The 503-nt window shown below is 66.4% G+C and carries 1 protein-coding gene; it reads left to right on the plus strand.

Going from position 1 to position 503, the window contains the following annotated elements:
- On the plus strand, positions 1–503 hold a 503-nt coding region (locus tag HW130_RS35160), incomplete at both ends, for a hypothetical protein (protein WP_177153819.1).

Genomic DNA, 503 nt, shown 5'->3' on the forward strand with positions numbered 1-503 from the left:
GGTGAAGGAGAACATCACCCTGGCCGAAAAGCCTGCCGGGCCGGTGAAGTTCACCTTCACGCTGGACGCGGGTTCTTTGGAGCCGAAGGAGCGGGGCGACGGTTCGATCGCCCTGTTCGGCGAGGATCCGGCGAATCCGGTGCTGGTGATTCCGCCGGCGTTCATGACGGACGCGAAGAAGGACAAGGCGTCCCCGTACGGCACCTCGTACAGCGCGAAGGTGGCGCAGGAGCTGTCCCGGCACGGGAAGCAGTGGCGGCTGACGGTCACTCCGGACGCCAAGTGGCTGGCGGCGCCGGAGCGGCAGTATCCGGTGGTGATCGATCCGACGATCACGATCGCGCCGTCGGCGTCGGTGTCGCAGGACGTGATGGTGCGTTCGGATGCGCCGACGACGAACTTCAACAGCACGTGGGACATGTCGGCGGGCAAGACGAGCAGTACGGGGATCGCCCGTTCGCTGATCTCGTTCCCGCTGGACGAGATCCCGGCCGGGTCGAAGG

Origin of the sequence: Streptomyces sp. PKU-EA00015, from assembly GCF_013387495.1 — a bacterium.
In the GTDB taxonomy this organism is placed as follows: Bacteria; Actinomycetota; Actinomycetes; order Streptomycetales; family Streptomycetaceae; genus Streptomyces.